The following is a 20201-nucleotide window of genomic DNA, read 5'->3' as shown; positions in this document are numbered from 1 at the left end:
CCGCATCCCGCAGCGGCTCACCGGGTGGTGAGTTCACCCGGCCGGGCGCACGCCGGTGGTGTTGGAGGTGCCCGCTCCGGTCGGCTGTTCCTACGATCTGATACGTCGTCGGATCCATCCCCAGGAGGCAGCCGTGAAGACCAGGCACGGACTCGCGACGGCAGCGGCGCTGGCCCTTCTGGCCGGATGCTCCTCGGGAGGGGCGCCGGAGACCGCCGTCGGCCCCGCCGGACCGGTGGACGTCACCTCGCTGGTACGGCTCTCCGCCACCGGCGAGACCGACCCCGGGCAGCCCGTCACCGTCTCCGCCGAACAGGGCGGCCTGCTCACCGACGTGACGGTGATCGGTGCCGACGGCCGGCTGCTGCCCGGAGAACTGACGGCCGATCAGCGCAGCTGGCACTCGACCGGCCCGCTCAGGGCCGGCAGCAAGTACCGGGTCCTGGTCCTCGCCGACGACGGCCGGGGCGGCCGCGGCGGTACCACCCGGCAGTTCACCACCGCCGCCGCCACCCACCTGCTCACCGCCGAGCTCGGCCCCGACTCCTCCGGCAGCGGCGTCTACGGCGTCGGCCAGCCGCTCACCGTGAAGCTCTCCGAGAAGGTCGAGGACCCGGCGGCCCGTCAGGAGGTCGAGCGCGGCCTCAAGGTGGTCTCCGAGCCCGCCGTGACCGGCGCCTGGTACTGGGTCGACTCCAGGAACCTGAACTTCCGCCCCAAGGAGTACTGGCCCGCCAACGCCACCGTCCGCCTCACCTACGACCGCCAGGGCCAGCACATCGCCGGCGACCTGTACGGCGGCGAGACGGCCACCCGGACGCTGCGGACGGGCGACCGGGTGGAGGTGACGGTGGACGCCGCCTCGCACTACCTCACCTACAAGCGCAACGGCGTCGAGGAGCGGTCCATCCCGGTCACCACCGGCAAGCCCGGGTTCTCCACCCGCAACGGCATCAAGGTGGTGCTCGGCCAGGAGGCCCAGGTCCGGATGAACGGCGAGTCGATCGGCATCCGGGAGGGCAGCACCGAGGCCTACGACCTCCAGGTGAAGTGGGCCACCAGGGTCACCTGGAGCGGCGAGTACGTGCACGCCGCCCCCTGGTCGGTCGGCTCCCAGGGCAGCGAGAACGTCAGCCACGGCTGCACCGGCATGAGTACCGAGAACGCCAAGTGGTTCTACGAGCAGACCCGCATCGGCGACCTCGTCCAGGTGGTCAACAGCCGCGGCGCCGCGATGGAGCCCTTCGGCAACGGCTTCGGCGACTGGAACGTCCCCTGGGACCAGTACGTCCAGCACTCCGCCCTCGGCAAGCCCGTCTCCACGGCGGCCCCGGCCACGACGCAGGTCGCCGGTGCGGCGCCGCAGATCGGTTGAACGGGGGCGCGACGTTCAGTTGCGGCGACCCAGGGGCGCGGGGAACTGCGCGCAGGGGAAAGGCAGCACGTGCAACCGGCTGACGTGCCCTCAGTCGCAGGTGAGCCGCCTTCCGGTTCGCGCAGTTCCCCGCGCCCCTGGGTCAGCGATGGGCAACCTTGAGTGCGTTGGTGACCGTCGTGAGGGCCTCGGCTTCGGTCAGCCCGAGGCGGGCGGTGCGCTGGGCGTAGTCGGCGGCCGCGGCGGCGGCGAGTTTGTGGGCGGTGTCGCCGGTGGCGGCGATGAGGGTGCCGCGTCGTCCGTGGGTCTCGACCACGCCGTCGGCCTCCAGTTCGCGGTAGGCCCGGGCCACCGTGTTGGCGGCGAGGCCGAGCTCCTCGGCCAGGGCCCGGACGGTGGGGAGCTTCAGGCCGGCGGCCAGGGCTCCGGTGCGGGCCTGTTCGGCGATCTGGAGCCGTACCTGCTCGTACGGGGGAGTGGCCGACTGGTGGTCGACGGACAGCTGCACGTGGTCTCCTGACGGTTCGTTGGCCCCATTCTGCCGGAAAGGCCGATGGCCCCCACCGCGGAAGCGGTGGGGGCCATCGGCCGTGGCGTTGCTGCGGGTGAGATCAGTGGTGGCCGTGGCCGCTGGTGATCTCGTGGTGCTCCTCGGCGGTGGGCTTGGGGATCTGGCTGCCCTCGCCGTAGAAGCCCTTGGAGAGCTTCGAGCGGGTCTTGGCGAGGACGCCGACCTTGCGCTTGACGCCGTTCTCGTCCACCTCGGCCGGCAGCTCGATCGGCTGCGGCTGCTCGTGCGCGGTGATCGTGTGCAGTGCGCCCTGCGGGAGCTGCGCGTGCACCTCGACGAACTCACCGTGCGGCAGGCGCTTGATGATGCCGGTCTCGCGACCGTGCAGCACCTTCTCCTTGTCGCGGCGCTGGAGGCCGAGGCACCAGCGCTTGGTGACGATGAACGTGATCACCGGGACGACGAAGAAGCCCACCCGGACGAAGTACGTGATGTCGTTGATCGAGAGGTGGAAGTGCGTGGCGAACAGGTCGTTGCCACCACCGATCAGCAGCACCAGGTACAGGCTGATCCAGGCCGCGCCGAAGGCGGTGCGGACGGGAGCGTTGCGCGGGCGGTCCAGGATGTGGTGCTCGCGCTTGTCGCCGGTGACCCAGCTCTCGATGAACGGGTAGACCGCGATCGCGACCAGGACCAGCGGGAAGATCATCAGCGGGATGAACACGCCGAGGTTCAGCGTGTGGCCCCAGAGGCCGATCTCCCAGCCCGGCATGACGCGGATCAGGCCTTCGGAGAAGCCCATGTACCAGTCGGGCTGGGCGTCCGTCGACACCTGGTCCGGGCGGTACGGGCCGTACGCCCAGATCGGGTTGATCGTGGCGATCGCCGAGACCGCGGCGATGATGCCGAAGACCAGGAAGAAGAAGCCACCGGCCTTGGCCATGTAGACCGGCATCAGCGGCATGCCGACGACGTTTTGCTCGGTCTTGCCCGGGCCCGCCCACTGGGTGTGCTTGTGGTAGAAGACCAGGATCAGGTGCGCGACCAGCAGGCCGAGCATGATGCCGGGCAGCAGCAGCACGTGGATGGTGAAGAACCGCGGCACGATGTCGGTGCCGGGGAACTCCCCGCCGAACAGGAACATCTGGAGGTAGGTGCCGACCAGCGGCACCGCCAGGACGGCGCCCTCCATGAAGCGGATGCCGGTGCCCGAGAGCAGGTCGTCGGGGAGCGAGTAGCCCATGAACCCGTCGAACATGCCCAGGAACAGCAGCAGGAAGCCGAAGACCCAGTTGACCTCGCGCGGCTTGCGGAACGCGCCGGTGAAGAAGACGCGCATCATGTGCACGATCATCGCGGCGACGAACACCAGCGCGGCCCAGTGGTGGATCTGACGGATCAGCAGACCACCGCGGACCTCGAAGGAGATGTCCAGGGTCGAGGCGTAGGCCTCGGACATCCTGATCCCCTGCAGCGGGGCGTAGGAGCCGTGGTACACGGTCTCGCCCATGCTCGGGGTGAAGAACAGGGTGAGGTAGACACCCGTCAGGATGATGATGATGAAGGTGTAGAGGCAGATCTCGCCCAGCATGAAGGACCAGTGGTCCGGGAAGATCTTCCGCAGGTTGGCCTTGGCCAGGGAGTAGATCCCCAGCCGGCCGTCGGCCCAGTCGGCCGCGGCCTCGACCTTGTTGGCGGGCTTGGCGCGGGTGCTGGCCGGCTTGGCGGCACCCGAGGTGCTGCTCGTGCTCATCGGCTGCGCTCCCAGTAGCTCGGACCGACGGGCTCGTCGAAGTCGCCGGTGGCGACCAGGTGGCCCGATTCGTCGACAGTGATCTTCAGCTGCGGCAGGGGGTGACCGGCCGGACCGAAGATGACGCGGGCGCCGTCCGCCAGGTCGAAGGTCGACTGGTGGCAGGGGCAGAGCGCGTGGTGGGTCTGCTGCTCGTACAGGCTGATCGGGCAGCCGACGTGGGTGCAGATCTTCGAGTAGGCCAGGATGCCCTCGAAGCCCTTCTCCTTGGACTTCTCGTCCTTGAGGTCACCGGGCGCGATCCGGACGAGCATCAGCGCGTCCTTGGCGATCTGGACCTGGAAGTCGTGCGCGTCCTCCTCGAGGCCTTCCGGCTTCGCGAAGGTGAGCGAGCCGACGATGATGTCCTCGGGCTTCATCGGCTCGTTGGTGTTCATGTTGATCAGCTGCAGGGGCTTCGCCTGGGTGGCCTCCTTCCAGCCGGTGTGCTCCAGCTTGTCCTCGGGCAGCGGCCCGAGGTCGCGGAGCAGCACCACGCCGGAGAGCGGCACCAGGGCCATCGACCCGATCAGGGTGTTGCGGAGCAGCTTGCGACGGCCGAAGCCGGACTCGGCGGCACCCGTCTTGAACTGCTCGATGACGTCGGCGCGGACCTCGTCGTCAGCCTCGATCGGGTGACGCTCGGCCGGGATCTCGTGGTCCGACATCAGGGTGCGGGCCCAGTGGACCGCGCCCGCTCCGATGCAGAACAGAGCGACGCCGAGGGTCAGGCCGAGCGAGAAGTTCAGCGCGCTGACGTGACCGATCGGGAAGATGTAGACGATCTTGTCGATCGGGAAGATCACGAAGGACGCGATGAACCCGATGGTCGACAGCATCGACAGGATGAACAGCGTCGCGACCTGACGCTCGGCCCGCTTGGCGGCCCGCTCGTCGATGTCGGTGCGGCGCGGCTGGTGGGCCGGCAGGCCCGGGTCGGCGAACGGGTCGCCGTGCGTGGCGACCGCGGTGCCGTGGGAGTCGTGCGACTCCGGCAGGTTGTCCTTGGACATGTCGTGGCTCATGACTTCTTGGCCTTGGTGGTGTGGGCGGCGACCCAGATCGCGACCGCGATGAGCGTGCCGAGGCCGAAGATCCAGCCGAACAGACCCTCGGTCACCGGACCGAGGCTGCCCAGGGTCAGACCGCCGGGGTTCGGCTCGTCGTTGGTGGTGTGGCGGACGAAGGCCACGATCTGCTTCTTCTGCTCCTCGGGCATGGTGGTGTCCGGGAAGGAGGGCATGTTCTGCGGGCCGGTCTGCATGGCCTCGTAGATGTGCTTGGCCTCCACGCCCTCGAGCGAGGGGGCGTACTTACCCCGCGTCAGGGCACCACCCTGGCCGGCGAAGTTGTGGCACTGGGCGCAGTTGGTCCGGAACAGCTCGCCGCCCTTGGCGACGTCGTCCGGGTTGGTGGAGGTGTACTGCTCCTCGGCCGGAACGGCCGCGCCGGGGCCGAGCGAGGCCACGAAGGCGGCCATCTGGTCGATCTCGGGCTGGCCGTAGATGACCTTCTTCTTCGGCACCTGAGCGCCGGGCTGCTGGGCCGGCATGCGGCCGGTGCCGACCTGGAAGTCGACTGCGGCGGCGCCGACGCCGACCAGGCTCGGACCGTCCGAGGTGCCCTCGCCGTTGAGGCCGTGGCAGGAGGAGCAGCCGACGGCGAAGAGCTTCTTGCCCTCATCGATCGCGAGCGACTGCGACGAGCTGTCGGCCTGGGCCTTCTCGGCAGGCGCGAACGCGGCGTACAGTCCCCCGGTTGCCGCCAGGGCGAAGATTAGGACGAGCAGCGCCGCCAGTGGGTGGCGCCGTCGTGCTGAGAGCTTTTTCACGGATTTAACCCCGGGGTCAGGATCTGGTCGGCTGGGTGAGCGAGCCCCGCGCGCCCGTTCTGCACGGGTGCTGCGGGGCCGCACGCGGTCGGTCGGTGCGATCGTGTCGGGCTCCGGCCGGCGGCCAGCGACCTGATCTAGCTGGTTACTTGATCAGGTAGATGGTCGCGAACAGGCCGATCCACACGACGTCGACGAAGTGCCAGTAGTACGACACCACGATCGCGGCGGTGGCCTGCTCGTGCGTGAAGCGCTTGGCTGCGTACGTCCGTGCCAGGACCAGCAGGAACGCGATCAGACCACCCGTCACGTGCAGGCCGTGGAAGCCGGTGGTCAGGTAGAACACCGTGCCGTACGGGTCGGAGGACAGCGAGAGGCCGTCCTTCTTGACCAGCTCGGTGTACTCGAAGATCTGACCGCCGATGAAGATCGCGCCCATCACGAAGGTGATGACGAACCACGAGCGGAGCTTCTTCACGTCACCGCGCTCGGCGGCGAAGACGCCGAGCTGGCAGGTGAGGGAGGAGAGCACCAGGATCGTGGTGTTCACCGAGGAGAAGGGCACGTTGAGAGCGTGGGCCTTCTCGGCCCAGAACTCAGCCCCCTTGACCGAGCGGAGGGTGAAGTACATCGCGAACAGGGCCGCGAAGAACATCAGCTCCGAGCTCAGCCAGACGATGGTTCCGACGCTGACGAGGTTCGGCCTGTTGACCGCTCCGTGCGCGTGTCCGGTTTCTGTTGCTGTTGCTGTCGCCACGACGGACATTATGTCGGTCCCTTATTCCGTCTTCACGCCGGGGGGTCCACCTCGGAGTGTCCGGTGCGTGCGGTATGCCCCGATGGCGGCCGACGGGGCGTCGGAGAGCGCCTCCACCGGCCCGGTGTCCGTTTTCTGATGGTTCATCGGAAGGTGCCGCACCCGTTCGCTCCGCGTGTCACTCCACGCCGTCTGACGGCCCGTCGGCTAGGGGCCCGGGTTCCCTCCGCCGTCCGGGTGGACTCGGCCCACCGGGTGACGCTCCGTCGCCCGAGCGGGTGAGTCGGCGGGAGGCTCGTCCCGGCGAGATCGCGCGAGGGGCTCTCCACGGGCGGTGCTGCGGAGTAGCATCCGGAAGTGAACGTGGTCCGGATCACATCCGGGCCCGGTCGAGCCGACGCGCGCGCACCACCCATATAAGAGGACGAGCACCGGGAGCAGGGCCCATGGCGCACACGACGGACGAGACGCTCACCGTCCTCGTCTACAGCGACGACCGCAACACCCGCGAGCAGGTCACCCTTGCCCTCGGCCGCCGCCCCGCCGCCGACCTCCCCGAGGTCGAGGTACTGGAGTGCGCGACGGTGCCCGCCGTCCTGCGCGCCCTGGAGAAGGGCGGCATCGACCTCTGCGTCCTCGACGGCGAGGCCGTCCCGGCCGGCGGCCTCGGCGTGGCCCGCCAGATCAAGGACGAGATCTACGGCTGCCCGCCGGTCCTCGTCCTCATCGGCCGCCCCCAGGACTCCTGGCTCGCCGCCTGGTCCCGCGCCGACGCCGCCATCTCCCACCCGGTCGACCCGGTCCCCTTCGCCGAATCCGCAGCCACGCTGCTGCGAGCCCGCGTAGCCCGGCGCACCCCCGCGTAGTGGAGCCCCGCGCAGCGGGCTCCGGGGGCGCGGGGAACTGCGCGCCCAGCCCCGTGGGCGCTGCACTCCGGCACTGACGTTCCGTCAACCCCCGGGCGGCCGTCTCACAGGGAAGAACAACGCCGCACCGCCGTCCGTCAGATCGCTAGGCTGGCTCCAGTCCACGTCCCGTACGAAGAACTGGAGCAAGCCATGGCCCGCACCTGGCCCGACCTGTTGAGCGCACTGCTCGCCGGTGAGAACCTCACCCAGGCCGACGCCGCCTGGGCCATGGACCGGATCATGAGCGGCGAGGCCACCCCGGTCCAGGTGGCCGGCTTCGTGGTGGCCCTGCGGGCCAAGGGCGAGACCGTCGACGAGATCGCCGGCCTGGTCGACTCGATGTACGCCCACGCCGTCCAACTCACCATCCCCGGCCCGGCGGTGGACATCGTCGGCACCGGCGGCGACCGCGCCAAGACGGTGAACATCTCCACCATGTCGGCCATCGTCGCCGCCGCTGCCGGGGCCAAGGTGGTGAAGCACGGCAACCGCGCCGCCTCCTCCGCCTCGGGCGCCACCGACGTGCTGGAGCAGCTCGGCGTCAGCCCGGACGTCCCGCCGGGCCGGGTGGCCGAGATCGCCGAGGAGGTCGGCCTGACCTTCTGTCCGGCCCCGGTGTTCCACCCCGCGATGCGGCACGCGGCCCCGGCCCGCCGTGACCTCGGGGTGCCCACCGCCTTCAACATCCTCGGCCCGCTGACCAACCCGGCCCGGGTGACGGCCCACGCGATCGGCTGCTTCGACACCCGCCTCGCCGGGCTGATCGCCGGGGTGCTGGCCCGCCGCGGCGCCAGTGCGCTGGTCTTCCGCGGCGACGACGGCCTGGACGAGCTGACCATCTCCACCACCTCGCACGTCTGGACGGTGAAGGACGGTCAGGTCACCGAGACCACCTTCGACCCGCGCGAGGTCGGCATCGAGCCGGTCGGCATCGAGGCGCTGCGCGGCGGCGACCCGGCCTTCAACGCCGCCGTGGTCCGCCGCCTGCTGGCGGGCGAGCACGGCCCGGTCCGGGACGCGGTGCTGCTCAACTCCGCGGCCGCGCTGACCGCCCTGGACCTCACCGACGCCCCGCTCCCGGAGCAGCTCAAGGCCGGGATGGCCCGTGCCGCTGAGGCCATCGACTCGGGCGCCGCCGAGACCCTCCTCAAGAACTGGGCCGAGGCCACCACCCGTTCCTGACAAGCCAGTTGAAGGCCCGGACCATGGTCCGGGCCTTCTTCGTGCCCTGACTCGTCCAGATAGTGGAACGTCGTTTGACCACTCTCCGGAAGCGCATCTAGAGTTCACGACAGGTCATGAGTGACAGCGACAAGCCCCAGCTTGCTGTCCGGCAACCCTCCGTCCGTGGCGGGGTGCCCTGGGTGAGGACCGGGCTCTGCGGCGATCCGTCCGCAGCGCAAGCGCGGACGTCGGCGGCACAGCTGCACCCCGAGGTCCCGGACCGTCAGAGGAGTGCACCCCCATGTCGATCGCCACCCGCACCTGCGCCCCGCTCCCCGTTCTCGGCCACGACGTCCAGGTCCCGCTGGCCTCCGGCGAGAAGGTCACCTACGCCGCGCTCGACTACGCCGCCAGCTCCCCGGCGCTCCAGCGGGTCTGGGACGACGTCGCCGCCTACGCCCCGTACTACGGCTCGGTCCACCGCGGCGCCGGCTACCTCTCCCAGCTCTCCACCGACCTGTTCGAGCAGAGCCGCCGCACCGTCGAGGAGTTCCTCGACCTGCGCGAGGGCGACCAGGTGGTCTTCACCCGCGCCACCACCGACTCGCTCAACCTGCTGGCCGCCGCCGTCCCGGCCGGCACCGAGGTCTTCGCCTTCGAGACCGAGCACCACGCCTCGCTGCTGCCCTGGGCGCACAACGGCCTGAAGGTCACCTACCTGCGCGCCCCCCGCTCGCACGCCGAGGCGGTCGAGGCCTTCGAGCTGGCTCTCCGTCGCAGTGACACTGAGGAGGGGCCCGCCGAGCACCGCCTGCTCTGCGTCACCGGCGCCTCCAACGTCACCGGCGAGCTCTGGCCGATCGCCGAACTGACCGAGACCGCCCACCGCCACGGCGCCCGGGTCGTCCTGGACGCCGCCCAGCTGGCCCCGCACCACCGGGTCTCGGTCCGCGAGCTGGACGTCGACTGGATCGCCTTCTCCGGCCACAAGCTCTACGCGCCGTTCGGCGCCGGTGTCCTGGCGGGCCGTTCGGACTGGCTGGACGCGGCCGAGCCGTACCTGGCCGGCGGCGGCGCCAGCCGCACCGTGGCCCGCGAGCTGGACGGCTCCGTCGCCGTCGAGTGGCAGACCGGCCCGGCCCGCCACGAGGCCGGCTCCCCGAACGTGATCGGCGCCTACGCCGTCGCCTCCGCCTGCCGGGCGCTGACCGAGGCCGGGTTCGACGCGCTGGAGGCCCGCGAGCAGGAGCTGATCGCCCGTCTGAAGGCCGGCCTGGCCGAGATCCCCGAGGTCCGGGTGCTCAGCCTGTTCGGCGAGGACGCCGCGCGGGTCGGTGTGCTGTCCTTCGTGGTGCAGGGCTGGAACAGCTCGCACTTCTCCGCCGCGCTCTCCGCCGAGTACGGCATCGGCGTCCGCGACGGCCTGTTCTGCGCGCACCCGCTGGTGCGGACCCTGCTCGGCGGGGAGGAGGCGGCGCCCTCCGAGTGCGGCGCCCCCGAGCCGTCGCTGCCGGGCGAGCGCAGCCTCAACGCCATCCGGGTCTCCTTCGGCGCCGGCACCCCGGACGAGCACCTCGACCGCTTCCTGGCGGCCGTCCGCGAACTCGTCTCCGACGGTGCGGCCTGGAACTACCGCAACGAAGGCGGCCGTTGCGTCGCGGACTCCCGCCGGGGGCGCTAGGCAGGAGAGTGGTCAAGGCGGCTCACCTGCAACTGAGGCTCCGTCAGTCAGTTGCAGGTGCTGCCGTTCCCCTGCGCGCAGTTCCTCGCGCCCCTGGGTCGCTGCCCTGCCGGGCGCAGCCCTGTTCGGTCCAGCTCCGGTCAGTCGAGGCCGAGGGCGAACGCGGCTTCGAGGTCGTGCTTGGAGTAGGTGCGGAAGGCGATCTGGGTCTCGGTGTGCTGGACGCCGGGGATCTTGTTGACCCGGGCCGGGATGACCGCGGCGAGGTCGTCGTGGTGGCGGACCCGGACCATGGCGACGAGGTCGTAGCCGCCGGTCACGGAGTAGACCTCGCTGACGCCCTCGATGGCCGCGATCTCCTCGGCGATCTCGGGGATCCGGTCGACGCTGGTCCTGATGAGCACGATCGCGGTGATCACTCTGAAGCTCCTGTCCGTTGGTTCCGGGTCAGCGTAACGGCCGCCCAGGTGCCCAGGTACCCGGCGGCGAAACCGATGACGTGCACCGCGTAGGCCACCCCCGTCCCCTCCTGGCGGACCGAGAGCCACTGGAGCAGGAACCAGAGTCCGAGCACCAGCCAGGCCGGGAACCGCAGCGGCAGGAAGAGCAGGACCGGCACCAGCGTGGTGACCCGCGCCCTCGGGTACAGCCGCAGGTAGGCGCCGAGCACCCCGGCGATCGCCCCCGAGGCCCCGACCAGGGCCCGGACCGACTCCGGTCCGCCCGCCTGGGCGAGCGCCCAGCCGTAGGTGGCGAGGTGACCCACCATCAGGTAGCCGAGCAGGAACCGCACCCGTCCGAACCGCTGCTCCACCCCGGGCCCGAAGACGAAGAGGAAGAGCAGGTTCCCCAGCAGGTGCGCCCACCCGGCGTGGACGAAGAGCCCGGTCAGCGGGGAGAGCAGCGGCAGCTTGTGCGGGGACGGGGCCAGGGGCGGGCACTGCGCCGAGGCGGGCGGCAGCTGCCGGAGCTGTTCCACCGTCAGCGGACGGTTCGCCAGGAGCTCGGCGGGGACTGCTCCCCAGCGCTGCTCGTAGCGCTGTTCGGCGCAGACCCGGGCCGGGCCGGTGCCGTAGCGGGGGTTGAGCCCGGAGCTCGGGGAGACCAGAAGGACCAGCAGGCTGAGGCCGATGAGCGTCCAGGTGACCACGGGGACCGGTTCCGGCGGGCGGAGGTCGCGGGCGCCGGGCGGGTCGAGGACGGGGGTGGCCATGGGTGCAGGCATTCCTCGGCGCTCCGCCGGGCACACCCGGGCCTGCTGCATGTGGGGGACCCGGAAGCCGTCCGACCGGATCGCGGACGGCCGGTCCCCGGGCACCCGGCCAGGCAATAGGCTTGGCCTCCCGGACCCTGGGTGACCGCCGATCGCGCGGCACCAACGAGAGGACTTGGCACATGACCATCGCACTCCCCACCGCCGAGACCCGCTGGCGTTGCACGCTCTGCGGCAACCTGACCCGCTTCGACGTGACGCGCTCCGCCCGTACGGTGGAGTTCCTCCACTTCGACCTGGCCGGTGAGTCCAAGGTGGAGGAGACCGAGGTGCTGGCCGAGACCGTCGAGTCGGTCCGCTGCCGTTGGTGCAACGCGGTCGACCAGGTCGAGCTGGTGGCCCGTCCGGGGGCGGAGGACGCCACCGCGGAGCCGCAGGACTCCTGAGGTCGCGGGTGCCCCGGCCGGCCCGGTGTGTGGCGCGGGTCGGGCCGGGGCACGGTACCCGCGACAATTGCAGAGAGCGGTGTGTTTGAGGGCAGCGGCAACCGGCCGTGCGGACCCCGCGCAGCAGGATCGGAGCCGAGGACGTGGTGGACGCAGCCAGGGGGACAGCCGAACCGCAGGGGCAGCGACCCCCGGCGGGCCCGGCCCCTGCGGCCGCCGTGCCCGAAGACGCCCGGCCCGTGGACGCCCTGACCCCGGCGACGCACGAGCCCACCGCCGAGCAGCCCCCGGAGCCGTCCCCGGACCAGGCCCCCGAGCAGTTGGGCCGGCCGCTCCCGGAGGGCGTACGTCACCGCGTGGTGGGCATCGCCGCCGACGCCCTCGGCGGCCTCCCGGTCGGTGAACTCCCGTCCTCGCTGCGGCAGTACGCCAAGTTCACCCCCGCCCGCCGGGCCAAGTACGCGGCCACCGCGCTGGCCGCCGCGCTGGAGGCGGAGCCCGCCTTCCGGCAGCGGATAGCCGATCGTCTGCGGCTGGGCCAGCCCGATCTGGTGAAGGCCCTGGAGTCCGGCAGCGTGCCGGGGGCGGCCGATCCGATGGACGTGGCCGCCGCCGCCTACCTGGTCCGGCCGGCCGGCTGGGCCGCGCTGGTGGCGGAGGCCGGTGAGCAGGCCGAGCGGGCCGGTGCCGAGGGTGCGGCGGCCGAGGCCGAGCGGCTGGTGGAGAAGCTCCAGGAGGAGCTCGCGGAGGCCAGGGCGCAGGCCCGGGCCGATCTGGACCGGCAGCGGGCCGAGGGCGAGGGTGTCCGGCGCGAGGCGGAGTCGCTGCGCAAGAAGGTGCGGAGCCTGGAGAGCGACACCCGGCGGGCCCAGGCCGAGGCGCGCAAGGCGCAGGCCGAGCTGGCCGAGGCCAGGAGCGCGGCCGCCACCGAGGTGAGCGCGGCCGAGGCGGAGGCGCGGCGGCTGCGGCACCGGATCACCGAGCTGGAGGCCGCGCTGGAGACCGGCCGCCGTTCGGTCCGGGAGGGCCGCAGCGTGGAGGACATGCGGCTGCGGCTGCTGCTGGACACGGTGCTGCAGTCGGCCCAGGGGCTCCAGCGGGAGCTGGCGCTGCCGGTGACGCAGCTCCATCCGGCCGATCTGGTGGACGCGGTGGTGCCGGGCTCGGCCTCGCCGCACGACGTGGCCCGGCGGGCGCTGTCGGAGGACGATCCGGCGCTGCTGGACCAGCTGCTGGCGATCCCTCAGGTCCACCTGGTGGTGGACGGCTACAACGTGACCAAGACCGGGTACCCGACGCTGCCGCTGGAGCAGCAGCGGATGCGGCTGCTGGGCGGGCTGGCGATGCTGGCCCAGCGCAGCCAGGCCGAGGTGACCTGTGTCTTCGACGGCCAGGACCTGGACGCGCCGGTCATCATGGCGCCGCCGCGCGGGGTGCGGGTGCGGTTCAGCCGGACCGGGGAGACGGCGGACGAGCTGATCCGGCGGCTGGTCCGGGCGGAGCCGCAGGGGCGTCCGGTGGTGGTGGTCTCCACCGACAAGGAGGTCGCGGACGGCGTGAAGAAGGCGGGAGCGCGCCCGGTCTCCTCGATGCTGCTGCTCCGGCGGCTGTCCAGGCCGTGAACTCTTCTGACCCCAGGTCAGAAGAGGGTGGCGCGTTTGTGTCCGTACCGTGAAAGCCGCTGTGCGTAGGGAAGTTCGTTCCGGTAGGGGAGTGGCGCGACGGGTCCTGACTCACTAGGGTCAGGCGTCAAACCTATTTTCTGGACTAACGCCCGAACGGGTGAGCGTCCAGGAGTGCTTAAGGAGTTCGTCACCTTGGCTTCCCACCGCCGTCCCAAGCAGCCGAGCCGCGCACGGGTCACCGTGCTCACCGCCGCCGCTGCGACCGCGGTCGCGCTCTCCGCGCAGGCCGGTGCCTACGCGGCGCCCGCGAAGCCGTCCAAGGACGAGGTCAAGGCGCAGGTCGACAAGCTCTACGAAGAGGGCGAGCAGGCCGCCGAGAAGTACAACGGCGCCAAGGAGCGGGCCGACCAGCTGCGCAAGCAGGCCGACCAGCTGCAGGACCAGGTGGCCCGCGGCCAGGAGCAGATGACGCAGCTCCAGACCGGTCTGGCGGCCGTGGCGGCGGACGAGTACCGCAACGGCGGGGTGGACCCGTCGGTGGCGCTGATGCTCGCCTCCGACCCGGACGGCTACCTGAGCAAGGCCTCCAGTGCCGACCAGGTCAACCAGACCCAGGCGCAGACCCTGCGCTCGCTCCAGGACCAGCAGCGCCGGCTGGACCAGCAGAAGGCCGAGGCCGCCCAGGTGCTGGCCGAGCTGGACCGCAACACCAAGGCGCTGAACGACTCCAAGGTCGAGGTCCAGCGCAAGCTGCAGGAGGCCAAGGACCTCCTCAACCAGCTGAGCGCCGCCGACCGTGCCGCCATCACCAGCGGCGACCGCTCCTCCCGCAGTGCCAGCCGGGTCGACCCGAGCACCCTGCCGCAGGCCGCCGGCTACGCGGGCGTCGCGATGCAGGCCGCGCTCAGCAAGCAGGGCCGCGCGTACGTCTGGGGCGCCACCGGCCCGAACAACTTCGACTGCTCCGGCCTGATGGTCTGGGCCTACGCGCAGGCGGGCGTCTCGCTGCCGCGCACCTCGCAGTCGCAGGCCAGCGTCGGCACCAACGTGGGCAAGGACATCGCCAACGCGCAGCCGGGCGACCTGATCATCTACCACAACGACGCGCACCACGTCGGCATGTACATCGGCAACGGCATGATGCTGCACGCGCCGCGCACCGGCGACGTGGTCAAGGTGGCCCCCGCCGACGTGATGCCGATCAAGACCATCCGACGGGTCTGACGGCCGGTCAGCCGAGTACGGCATAACGGACATCTGGTGTGAGCCGGGGCAACTGACGCCTCGTGACACGCCCGGGCCCGCCGGAATCCCGCTGTGATGTGGGACACCTCCGGCGGGCCCTTCCGCGTCCCGAGGCGGTGAAATCTCAGCTCACCGTGCATTTGTGATCACGCTCGGTCGCAATCACAAATGCACTTGGACTTTCTTCCGTCTTTTTTCTTACAAGGATTTGAACCGATCACGGTTGGGTTACTAGGGTCCTTGTCGAACCACCGCACTGTCGATCGTCCAGCCTGGGCGGCGGCGGTGGTTACCGCCGAGTTCGAGACGCAGCGGGGCAGGGACAGTTGACTGCCCGACAGGGGACCCCCGAGGGGGGCGGCTGCCGATCGGAGCCGGGGAACCACGTTCCTCGGGGTGAATCGGCGTCAGGCCGGCCGGGCCGTCGTGAGACGGTGCGGGGGTGAGACGTCGTAGGGCTAGCTTCCAGCCCGAACCCGTCAGCTCACCCGGTAGGCGGACGTAGGAAGAAGGAGTCCGCCTTCGTGGCGTCCCATCGTCGTCCCAAGCCTGCCGGTCGTACCCGCGTCTCGATCATGACGGCCGCTGCTGCCGCCGCCGTGGTCCTCTCCAGCCAGACCGGAGCGCACGCCGACCCGCAGCCCTCCAAGGACGAGGTCAAGACCCAGATCGACCAGCTCAACGAGCAGGCCGAGGTCACGACCGAGCAGTTCAACGCGAACACCGAGAAGCAGCAGACCCTGCAGACCCAGGTCGGCCACCTCCAGGACGAGGTGGCGCGCGGTCAGGAGCAGGTGAACACGCTCCAGGCCAGCCTCGGTGAGATCGCCGCCGAGCAGTACCGCACCGGCGGGATATCCCCGACCGTGCAGCTGATGCTCTCCAGCAGCCCGGACGCGTTCCTCGGGCAGGCCGGCGCGATCAACCAGGTCGGCATCTCGCAGGCCGACGCGCTCAAGCAGCTGAAGACCGAGCAGGACAAGCTCGACCGTCAGAAGGCCGAGACCGAGGGCAAGCTGGCCGACCTGGCGAAGACCAGCGAGCAGCTGAAGGCCCAGAAGGAAGACGTCCAGGGCAAGCTGGCGAAGGCTCAGGCCCTCTTCGACTCGCTGGACGCGGCCGAGAAGCAGAAGATCCGCGAGGCCGAGGAGAAGGCCGCCGCCGAGGCCGCGGCCAAGGCCGCCGCCGCGAAGGCCGCCGCCAAGCCGCAGGCCTCCACTCCGGCCCCCGCCGCCGCGGACAGCGGTGACGACCGGGCCTCCCGCTCGGAGAGCCGCACCGACCTCAGCAGCGTCCCGGCCGGCTCCTACGCCGCGACCGTGGTCGCCGCCGCCGAGGCGCAGATCGGCAAGCCCTACGGCTGGGGCGCCACCGGCCCGGGCGCCTTCGACTGCTCCGGCCTGATGGTCTGGGCGTTCAACAAGGCCGGGATCTCGCTGCCGCGCACCTCGCAGTCGCAGGCCGGCGCCGGCACCAACATCGGCACCAACATCGCCGATGCCAAGCCCGGCGACATGATCATCTACTACGGCGACCGCCACCACGTCGGTCTCTACGTCGGCGGCGGCCAGATCGTGCACGCCCCGCGCACCGGCACCCTGGTCCGGCACGAGTCCGCCACGGTGATGCCGATCAACGCAATCGTCCGGGTCTGACCCACCCGAACGCGCTACACCCCGCAGGCCCGGCCCCGTGCCGGGCCTGCGGCGTTTCCCGACGGTGGATCAACTGTCCGATTAGTGGTCAAATATTCGGTCCTATAGGGGTTTGGACTAGATCGCCGCGACTCGCTAACGTCTGCCCCCGGACCTCCGTCAGGACGCCCGCCCACCGGGCGGCGGCGGTGGCCCGGCCGCAGGACAGGAGCCGCCACCGTGTCTCGTTCCCCCCTGCCGGCCGCCCGTAGGCTGACCCGGGCGCTGGTGCTCACCGCAGCCGCGACCACGGTGCTCGGCGTCGCGGCGGCCGGGGGTGCGGTCGCCGCACCCGGTGCCCCGGCCGAGCCCACCTCCCGCAAGGACGTCAAGGCCCAGGTCGACCAGATCTACGAGGAGGCCGAGCAGGCCTCCGAGCGGGCCAACGCCGCCCAGGAGCAGCAGCGCGTCCTCCAGGCCGAGACCGGCACCCTCCAGGACCAGGTGGCCTCCGCCCAGGAGGAGCTCAACCGGCTGCGCTCCGACCTCGGTTCGGTGGCCGCCGCCCAGTACCGGTCCGGCGGCATCGACCCGGCGGTCCAGCTGATGCTCGACTCCGACCCGGCCGGCTACCTCTACCGGGCCCGCACCCTGGACCAGGTGAACCAGCGGCAGAACGACACCCTGCACCAGGTGATCGACCGTCAGCGCAGGCTCGACCAGCGCCGGGCCGAGACCTCCGCCAAGCTGGCCGAACTGGAGTCGGTGCGGCGCACCCTGACGGAGAGCAAGCAGGACATCCGCCAGCGCCTGGCCAAGGCCCAGCGGCTGCTGAACAGCCTGGGCACCGCCGAGCGGGCCCGGCTCCAGGCGGACGACGCCCGGGACGCCGAGCGCCGTGCCGCCCGCGGCGGCGAGCGGGTGGACCTGGGCAACCTCCCGGCCGCCTCGGGCCGGGCCGCCGCCGCGCTGGCCGCCGCCGCGAGCAAGATCGGCTCCCCGTACGTGTACGGTTCCACCGGCCCGCGCACCTTCGACTGCTCCGGTCTGATGTACTGGAGCTGGCGGCAGGCCGGAGTGAGCCTGCCGCGGACCTCGCAGCAGCAAGCCAACGCGGGCCAGCGGATCAGCCTGGCCGACGCCCGCCCGGGAGACCTGGTGATCTTCTACAGGGACATGCACCACGTCGGGATGTACGCCGGCGGCGGTGTCGTGGTGCACGCGCCCTACCCCGGCGCCCGGGTGCGCTACGAGAGCGTCAACGCGATGCCCGTCTCCGGAGTCGTCCGGGTATGAGACCAGCCGGTGGCCGGAGTGCGTCCGGCTCCGCCCCGCCGCTCTCCCGCCGTGCCGCGCTGCTGCTCGCGGCCGCCGGGCTGGTGCAGCTCTCCCCGCCCCGGGGCCGGGCCCCGGCCCCGCAGTTCTCCGGGCCGACGGCCGCCGCCACGGTGCCCGCCGTCCGGCCCGAGCTGGAGGCGCTGCTGGCCGACCGCGCCCGCGCGCTGCTGCGCCAGGACGCCGCCGCCCTGCCCGCCGGGGAGGCCGGACAGGCCCTGCTGCGTAGGCTCGCCGACCTGCCGCTGGCCGAACTCTCCTACCGCATCACCGAGTTCACCGAGCCGGTGGGCGCGAGCTCGACCCTCGCGGCCGAGCTCGGCTGGCGGGTCGCGGAGTACGACGACTACCCGGCGGTGCTGCGCCGCCGGCTCTCCTTCGAACGGGGCGCCGGGGGCTGGCAGCTGACGGGGGAGCAGCCCGAGGGCTCCGTCGCGCCCTGGGACCTCGGCCCGGTCTCCGTGGTGCGGGGGAAGCACTGCCTGGTGTTCGGCCAGGCCGCCCCGGCCGAGCTGGCCCGCACCGCGGCCGCCGCCGACCAGGCGGTGCCGCTGGTCGGGGAGCTCTGGGGCGCGGGCTGGCCCGGGAAGCTGCTGATCGGCCACCCGGCCACCGCCGAGCAGTTCGACCGGCTGCTCGGCGCGCCCGCCGGGCAGTACGCCGGGATAGCCGCCGTCACCACCGCGGCCGCCGGGGCCCCGTCGCGTACCCCGGCCGACCGGATCCTGATCAACCCGCAGGCCTACGCCGGGCTGAGCGACCTGGGCCGCCGGGTGGTCACCACGCACGAGGCCACCCACGTGGCCACCCGCGCCGACACCAGGCCGTGGACCCCGCTCTGGCTCTCCGAGGGCGTGGCCGACCACACCGGCTACCGGGGCACCGGCCGCACCCCGCAGCAGATCGCCCCCGAGCTGGCCAGGGCCGCCGCAGCCCCGGGATTCTCACCGAGGCTGCCCGCCGACACCGACTTCACGGCCGGCGCGGCCGGGATCGCGCTCGCCTACGAACTGGCCTGGTCCGCCTGCGACCTGATGGTCCGCCGGTTCGGCGAGCGCCGGCTGGTCGCCTTCTACCGCGCGAACGCCACCGCCGGCCCCACCTCCACCCGGGAGGAGTGGCTGGACGGGCTGCTGCGCGGCTCCTTCGGCCTCGGCCTGGACGAGTTCACCCGCCAGTGGGCCGAGGACCTGCACCAGCGCTTCGCGCACTGAGCCGCTCCGTGCACTGACCCGCTCCGCGCACTGAGCGGGTGCGGAGCCCTCAGCGCGGCACGGCCGGGTTGTCGAAGTCGTCCAGCAGGTCCTGCTCGTAGGCGATGCCCGGCCGCACCGGGTAGCCGATCGGGGAGGTGGCGGCGGGAGTGGCCGCCTCCAGGGCGCGGGGCGGCAGCACCAGGGTCCTGGTCTGGCCGGGGGCCCGGGTGGAGAGCCAGAGGCGGCGGCAGGAGAGCACCGTGGCGGCCAGCAGCGTCAGGTTCCGCGCCGTCAGGACGGCCACGCCCCAGGGCTCGCTGTTGACGATCTGTCCGAACAGGATCGGGAACTCCAGCATGGTGAGCAGCGTGGTCACCAGGACCAGCACCGCCACCGGCTTCTGGCTGGTGCCGCGCACGGTCAGGCAGACCGCCGCGACCCCGACGATCCAGACCATGTACTGCGGGCTGATCACCCGGCTGGTGGCGGTGAAGACCAGCAGCGCCGCGAGCGCCGCGTCGTAGGTGGTGGCCGAGGTCCAGCGGCGGGCCCGCAGCCGCCAGAACAGCAGCCAGCCGAAGCCGCCGACCGAGGCGGCCAGCGCCAGCTTGGTGATCACCGGGACCCACGGCCCGAGCATCTCCACCGAGCCGTAGTTCATCTTCACCTCGCCGTCCCAGCCGCCGAGGATCCGGGCGAAGTGCACCGGCAGCGCGCCGAGCGACTCCACCTCGATGCCCCGGTCGCGCTGGAACTTGAGGAACTCGAAGGCGCCGTTCATCCCCGCCGTGAGCAGGAAGCCCAGCGCGCTGAACGAGGCGATCGCCGCCGTCCAGGAGCGCCGGGTGCGGCGGCCCTTCGGGACGCCGAGCAGGGCCAGCACCGGCCAGACCTTCACCAGCCCGCCGAAGCCGAGCAGCGCCCCGCCCAGGCCCGGGCGGCGCAGCAGCACCAGCAGCCCGGCCACCGCCAGCGCGGTCACCAGGATGTCGTAGCGGCAGTAGACGGTCGGCCCCAGCAGCGGCACCCCGGCCACCCAGACCCAGGCACCGGAGAAGCTCCGGCCGCGCTTGGTCCCGGCCCGCATCAGCAGCACCATGGTGACGGCGTCGAAGATCCCGCAGAGCACCCAGAACGACACCAGGTAGGACCAGGGCAGCAGTCCGGGCAGCAGGATCACCAGGGCGGCGCCGGGCGGGTACTGCCAGGTGACGTCGTCCAGCGGGAAGGTGCCGGTCTGCAGCACCTGGTACCAGCCGTGGTAGATCACCGAGACGTCGGCGGTGACGTCGGTGGCGGCGATCCGGAGCACCCCGGTCACGATCAGGACCAGCAGTGTCCGGGTGGCCAGCCAGCCGCCGGCCAGCGCCCACAGCGCGCCTCCGGCCGGGCTCGGTGTGCTTCCGGGTACGGGGGCGCGCTCGACCGCGCTCAGACCGGTGCTCCCGGCCGGGACCAACTCCACCGCACTCCCTCGTCCACGCGTGC

General features: G+C 71.7%; 18 protein-coding genes and 2 riboswitches. Of the genes, 10 read left to right on the top strand and 8 right to left on the bottom strand.

Features of this window, described 5'->3' with window-relative positions; all coding sequences use genetic code 11:
- Positions 1-133: 133 nt before the first annotated feature.
- On the top strand, positions 134-1375 hold the full coding sequence (locus tag ACZ6ZR_RS16115; protein WP_465642730.1) for a L,D-transpeptidase: 1242 nt from the start codon (positions 134-136) through the stop codon (positions 1373-1375).
- Between the two features lie 142 nt (positions 1376-1517).
- Here ACZ6ZR_RS16115 and ACZ6ZR_RS16110 read toward each other — a convergent pair whose 3' ends face one another.
- From ACZ6ZR_RS16110 to ctaE, 5 genes are all read right to left on the bottom strand, one after another.
- Complete coding sequence (locus ACZ6ZR_RS16110) at positions 1518-1883, bottom strand: GntR family transcriptional regulator (protein WP_465642729.1); 366 nt, start codon at positions 1881-1883, stop codon at positions 1518-1520.
- Between the two features lie 103 nt (positions 1884-1986).
- Positions 1987-3639 (bottom strand): cytochrome bc1 complex cytochrome b subunit, encoded by a 1653-nt coding sequence (gene qcrB, locus ACZ6ZR_RS16105; RefSeq protein ID WP_465642728.1) that lies wholly within the window; start codon positions 3637-3639, stop codon positions 1987-1989.
- Complete coding sequence (qcrA, locus tag ACZ6ZR_RS16100; protein WP_465642727.1) at positions 3636-4703, bottom strand: cytochrome bc1 complex Rieske iron-sulfur subunit; 1068 nt, start codon at positions 4701-4703, stop codon at positions 3636-3638. Before qcrA ends, qcrB begins: the two co-directional genes overlap by 4 nt.
- Positions 4700-5509, bottom strand: coding sequence for a cytochrome bc1 complex diheme cytochrome c subunit (qcrC, locus tag ACZ6ZR_RS16095; protein WP_465642726.1), 810 nt, complete (start codon positions 5507-5509; stop codon positions 4700-4702). Before qcrC ends, qcrA begins: the two co-directional genes overlap by 4 nt.
- A gap of 145 nt (positions 5510-5654) precedes the next feature.
- Positions 5655-6275, bottom strand: a complete 621-nt coding sequence (gene ctaE / locus ACZ6ZR_RS16090) for an aa3-type cytochrome oxidase subunit III (RefSeq protein WP_465642725.1) — start codon at positions 6273-6275, stop codon at positions 5655-5657.
- A 437-nt stretch (positions 6276-6712) separates the two neighbouring features.
- Between ctaE and ACZ6ZR_RS16085 the strand changes: the two genes are divergently transcribed.
- The 3 genes from ACZ6ZR_RS16085 to ACZ6ZR_RS16075 all read left to right on the top strand — a co-directional run bounded on the left by ACZ6ZR_RS16085 (position 6713) and on the right by ACZ6ZR_RS16075 (position 10019).
- Positions 6713-7132: a response regulator gene (locus tag ACZ6ZR_RS16085; RefSeq protein WP_345279832.1), complete on the top strand. Its 420-nt coding sequence runs from the start codon at positions 6713-6715 to the stop codon at positions 7130-7132.
- Between the two features lie 192 nt (positions 7133-7324).
- Complete coding sequence (gene trpD, locus ACZ6ZR_RS16080; protein WP_465642724.1) at positions 7325-8356, top strand: anthranilate phosphoribosyltransferase; 1032 nt, start codon at positions 7325-7327, stop codon at positions 8354-8356.
- A 112-nt stretch (positions 8357-8468) separates the two neighbouring features.
- Positions 8469-8586, top strand: a riboswitch (SAM riboswitch).
- 53 nt (positions 8587-8639) lie between these two features.
- Positions 8640-10019 carry an aminotransferase class V-fold PLP-dependent enzyme gene (locus tag ACZ6ZR_RS16075; RefSeq protein WP_465642723.1) on the top strand — a complete coding sequence of 460 codons (1380 nt, stop codon included), beginning with the start codon at positions 8640-8642 and terminating at the stop codon, positions 10017-10019.
- 140 nt (positions 10020-10159) lie between these two features.
- On the opposite strand, the gene ACZ6ZR_RS16070 is transcribed toward ACZ6ZR_RS16075, so the two are convergent.
- Entirely contained in the window at positions 10160-10438 is a 279-nt protein-coding gene (locus ACZ6ZR_RS16070; protein WP_465642722.1) for an Lrp/AsnC family transcriptional regulator, read from the bottom strand.
- A complete protein-coding gene (locus ACZ6ZR_RS16065) occupies positions 10435-11232 on the bottom strand; it encodes a rhomboid family intramembrane serine protease (protein ID WP_465642721.1) in 798 nt (265 codons plus the stop codon). Before ACZ6ZR_RS16065 ends, ACZ6ZR_RS16070 begins: the two co-directional genes overlap by 4 nt.
- Before the next feature lie 182 nt (positions 11233-11414).
- Between ACZ6ZR_RS16065 and ACZ6ZR_RS16060 the strand changes: the two genes are divergently transcribed.
- The 6 genes from ACZ6ZR_RS16060 to ACZ6ZR_RS16035 all read left to right on the top strand — a co-directional run bounded on the left by ACZ6ZR_RS16060 (position 11415) and on the right by ACZ6ZR_RS16035 (position 18731).
- The gene (locus tag ACZ6ZR_RS16060) at positions 11415-11678 is read left to right on the top strand and encodes a hypothetical protein (protein WP_465642720.1); all 264 of its coding nucleotides are present in this window, start codon (positions 11415-11417) and stop codon (positions 11676-11678) included.
- Positions 11679-11926: 248 nt separating this feature from the next.
- Positions 11927-13300 (top strand): NYN domain-containing protein, encoded by a 1374-nt coding sequence (locus ACZ6ZR_RS16055; RefSeq protein ID WP_465642764.1) that lies wholly within the window; start codon positions 11927-11929, stop codon positions 13298-13300.
- Between the two features lie 195 nt (positions 13301-13495).
- Positions 13496-14527 (top strand): C40 family peptidase, encoded by a 1032-nt coding sequence (locus ACZ6ZR_RS16050; protein ID WP_465642719.1) that lies wholly within the window; start codon positions 13496-13498, stop codon positions 14525-14527.
- 383 nt (positions 14528-14910) lie between these two features.
- Positions 14911-15059: riboswitch (cyclic di-AMP (ydaO/yuaA leader) on the top strand.
- A gap of 64 nt (positions 15060-15123) precedes the next feature.
- On the top strand, positions 15124-16203 hold the full coding sequence (locus ACZ6ZR_RS16045; protein ID WP_465642718.1) for an NlpC/P60 family protein: 1080 nt from the start codon (positions 15124-15126) through the stop codon (positions 16201-16203).
- A 219-nt stretch (positions 16204-16422) separates the two neighbouring features.
- Positions 16423-17478 (top strand): C40 family peptidase, encoded by a 1056-nt coding sequence (locus ACZ6ZR_RS16040; RefSeq protein ID WP_465642717.1) that lies wholly within the window; start codon positions 16423-16425, stop codon positions 17476-17478.
- Complete coding sequence (locus ACZ6ZR_RS16035) at positions 17475-18731, top strand: hypothetical protein (protein WP_465642716.1); 1257 nt, start codon at positions 17475-17477, stop codon at positions 18729-18731. Before ACZ6ZR_RS16040 ends, ACZ6ZR_RS16035 begins: the two co-directional genes overlap by 4 nt.
- Before the next feature lie 49 nt (positions 18732-18780).
- Here ACZ6ZR_RS16035 and ACZ6ZR_RS16030 read toward each other — a convergent pair whose 3' ends face one another.
- Complete coding sequence (locus ACZ6ZR_RS16030) at positions 18781-20178, bottom strand: glycosyltransferase 87 family protein (RefSeq protein ID WP_465642715.1); 1398 nt, start codon at positions 20176-20178, stop codon at positions 18781-18783.
- Between the last annotated feature and the right edge of the window lie 23 nt (positions 20179-20201).

The organism is Kitasatospora sp. NPDC088742, assembly GCF_055584905.1.
The sequence above is the reverse complement of the archived record's forward strand: the minus strand, read 5'-3'. Positions and strand labels throughout refer to the sequence as shown.